Genomic DNA, 3,245 nt, shown 5'->3' with positions numbered 1-3,245 from the left:
CTTATACCGGACTGTATAGAATTTTGATAGTCTTCTCTAGACAATTTCGACCCCCCATGCATAACCAATGGCACGTTAACGGTATTGTTTAGTTCTGCTAGCCGCGAAAAATTGAGTTTTGGTCCGCCACGGTACATTCCGTGATTAGTTCCTACTGCCACCGCTAACGCATCGACTTTTGTTTTTTCCACAAAATCTCGTGCTACCTCTGGTTTAACCAGGTTTTCTTCCTGAATATCTGTAAGATTACCATAACAGCCAACATAGCCCAATTCACCCTCGACTGACACACCGAGAGAATGGGCTATGCGGGTAATTTCTTTCGTACGTTTTAAGTTGTCCTCAAATGACAAAGCAGAGCCATCAAACATAATAGAAGTAAATCCCCAACGAATAGCTTTCATCACCCCTTCATACGTATAACCATGGTCAAGATGAAGCGCAACAGGTACCGAAGCCTTCTGCGCAGCTTTGATCATGGCAGCGCTTAAGGTATCAACATCGACAAATTTAAACAAGCGCTCAGGGATACCCAGCACCAGGGGAGTTTTTAGTTCTTCTGCTACCTCAATAACTGCACCTAAAGTTTCAAAGTTAAATACGTTAAAACCGCCTACAGCATACTTTCTTTTTTTTGCATCCTGAAGTAATTCTTTCATGGTTACCAGAGACAAGTCTAACTCCTCCTTTTTGGCTTGATGATGCCTCTCGTCGTACTTCCTTATATTTCATTGTATTCGCCGCTATCCCAAAAAAACCTGCCATTATAATAAAATTTTAAAAAATCAAATATTTCTGTCGACGTAATTATGGATTAATTTAGTAATTTCGTATTGAATTTCCTATAGTAATTCCAATATTTATAAATATTATACATAAAAAAAACTCCCAGAATGATTCCGGAAGTTTTTTTGAATTTACAGTTGTTCTTTAGCAGTGCTTACCAGCTTAGTAAATGCAGCCATATCGTTAACTGCCATGTCAGCTAACATTTTACGATTAACTTCTACTCCAGCCTTTTTGAGTCCATTGATCAATTGGCTATAGGAGATACCATTCATGCGAGCAGCCGCATTTATCCGGGTGATCCACAATTTACGGAAATCACCTTTTTTGGCGCGACGGTCACGACGTGCATAATACAGAGCTTTCATCACTGTTTCATTTGCTTTTTTGAACAGCTTACTCTTAGCACCACGATATCCTTTGGCTAATTTAAGAATCTTTTTATGACGTCTATGTGCAGTAACACCTTTTTTAACTCTTGGCATGTCACATACCTCCTGATGTAGTTATGAATGAAGACTTGATTCGGATGGATTAACCCTAACCCATCTGAATCTAGTCTAAATGATCCAAAGACTTGGCTGCTCTAACTTCTACTTATATAAACAAAGCAGAACTCTTACAGCAAGTTAGTCATCGGATAAATAGGTTGATCTTATGCGTAAGGAAGCATTTTTACTACGCGCTCATGATCAGCCTTGCTAACCAGAGCGGCTTTACGCAGATTACGTTTACGGGACGGAGATTTTTTCTCAAGAATATGACTCTTGAAAGCTTTGGCACGTTTAAATTCACCACTGCCAGTCACTCTAAAACGTTTTGCGGCACTTCTACGAGTTTTAATTTTTGGCATTGTTGGATATCCCCTTTCTATTTATGTGCTGGATTGCGTAGTGTTGGGCTTAGGAGCTACAATCATAATCATATTTTTACCTTCGAGCTTAGCCTCACGTTCGATATTAGCCACATCTTTAAGCAAGGTTGCCATTCTTACAAGCACTTGCTTACCAAGTTCAGGGTGAGAAAGTTCCCGGCCTCTGAACATGATGGTTACCTTGACTTTGTCGCCATCTTCTAAGAAACGCTGGGCGTTTTTCAGCTTAACATTAAAGTCATGATCTTCAATATTGGGACGGAGTTTAACCTCTTTAAGCGTAATTACCTTTTGTTTCTTTTTGACTTCTTTTTCACGTTTTTGCTGCTCATACCTGTATTTACCAAAATCCATAATTCGGCATACTGGCGGTTTTGCAGTTGGCGCTATTTCGACTAAATCAAGATTTTGCTCACTGGCTAAACGTAACGCTTCTCTCAGCGACATAATTCCTAATTGTTCATTGTTACTGTTGACCAACCGAACTTCTTTTGCTCGAATTTCCTCATTGATCTTTAAATTTTCTTTGCTAATTGCCGCTCCCTCCTGATATTTTTCGTTAAATAAAAAGCGGATGGTATAAACCACCCGCATACATAGCATATCAAAACTGATTTGCTTACCATTACCTTACGAACTGCACACATGCGTTGTAAGGTGAGAAGCGGATGGCTTCTACTTAGAGTAAAATTTAACTACTCGATAATGTTAACATCAATTGCTAAAGATGTCAAGTTATTTTTTATTCTTATCAGCTTTTGGTGACAATCTCATTAAGAGCTGTAGCAATAAACTCTTCAACAGGCATTGCGCCAATATCGCCTTCGCCCCGTTTACGAACAGACACAGTACGTGATTCAATTTCTTTATCACCCACAACCAGCATATAAGGTGTTTTTTGTAGCTGAGCTTCACGAATTTTATAACCAATTTTTTCGTTGCGGTCATCTACTTCTACCCGAATATCTTTATCTCGCATTGTTTGGGCGATTTCATGGGCATATGCAGCATGGCGTTCACTGATCGGCAAAATCTTTGCTTGTACAGGTGCAAGCCACATCGGGAAAGCACCGGCATAATGCTCAATTAAAATACCGATAAAGCGTTCTATACTGCCGTAAACAACCCGGTGGATCATTACCGGACGGTGTTTTTGACCATCTTCACCAATATAGGTAAGATCAAATTTTTCAGGCAACATCATGTCAAGCTGAATGGTACCACATTGCCAGGTACGACCAATAGAGTCTTTTAAATGAAAATCAATTTTGGGGCCATAAAAAGCGCCGTCGCCCGGATTAATTTTGAAGGGCATATTGAGCTCTTCCATTGCCTCGCGCAGTGCATTGGTAGCCGTTTCCCAGACTTCGTCAGACCCCATGGCTTTTTCCGGTTTGGTACTCAGTTCAGCATGATAGGATAAGCCAAAGACACTGTATACAGTATTAAATAGTTCGATAACCTTCTTAATTTCGCTTTTTATCTGTGAAGGAAGCATGAAAATATGTGAATCATCCTGTGTAAAGCTGCGTACGCGCATAAGTCCGTGCAGTGCTCCAGAAATTTCATGTCTGTGCACAAGTCC

The 3,245-nt window shown here is 40.0% G+C and carries 5 protein-coding genes and 1 other annotated feature; all 5 genes read right to left on the bottom strand.

Features of this window, described 5'->3' with window-relative positions; genetic code table 11:
• The coding region (locus AC29Z1_RS15520) for a class II fructose-bisphosphate aldolase (protein WP_488272360.1) at positions 1-674 on the bottom strand (674 nt) is incomplete at its 3' end.
• A gap of 243 nt (positions 675-917) precedes the next feature.
• Positions 918-1,271: a 50S ribosomal protein L20 gene (gene rplT / locus AC29Z1_RS15515; RefSeq protein WP_488272359.1), complete on the bottom strand. Its 354-nt coding sequence runs from the start codon at positions 1,269-1,271 to the stop codon at positions 918-920.
• Between the two features lie 170 nt (positions 1,272-1,441).
• The gene (gene rpmI / locus AC29Z1_RS15510) at positions 1,442-1,639 is read right to left on the bottom strand and encodes a 50S ribosomal protein L35 (protein WP_488272358.1); all 198 of its coding nucleotides are present in this window, start codon (positions 1,637-1,639) and stop codon (positions 1,442-1,444) included.
• Positions 1,640-1,660: 21 nt separating this feature from the next.
• Entirely contained in the window at positions 1,661-2,254 is a 594-nt protein-coding gene (infC, locus tag AC29Z1_RS15505; protein WP_488272357.1) for a translation initiation factor IF-3, read from the bottom strand.
• Positions 2,217-2,347, bottom strand: a sequence feature (ribosomal protein L20 leader region). It overlaps the preceding gene by 38 nt.
• 64 nt (positions 2,348-2,411) lie before the next feature.
• Positions 2,412-3,245, bottom strand: an 834-nt coding sequence (thrS, locus tag AC29Z1_RS15500; RefSeq protein WP_488272356.1) for a threonine--tRNA ligase, incomplete at its 5' end; no start/stop codon positions are given.

The sequence above is a fragment of the Sporomusa sp. genome (genome assembly GCF_057736855.1).
Note: the sequence above shows the minus strand (reverse complement) of the source record. Positions and strands in the feature narration are given on the sequence as shown.

Coding starts and splice junctions, on each gene's coding strand:
- rplT (WP_488272359.1), bottom strand. CDS start 1,271: ATGCCAAGAGTTAAAAAAGGTGTTACTGCACATAGACGTCATAAAAAG.
- rpmI (WP_488272358.1), bottom strand. CDS start 1,639: ATGCCAAAAATTAAAACTCGTAGAAGTGCCGCAAAACGTTTTAGAGTG.
- infC (WP_488272357.1), bottom strand. CDS start 2,254: ATGCGGGTGGTTTATACCATCCGCTTTTTATTTAACGAAAAATATCAG.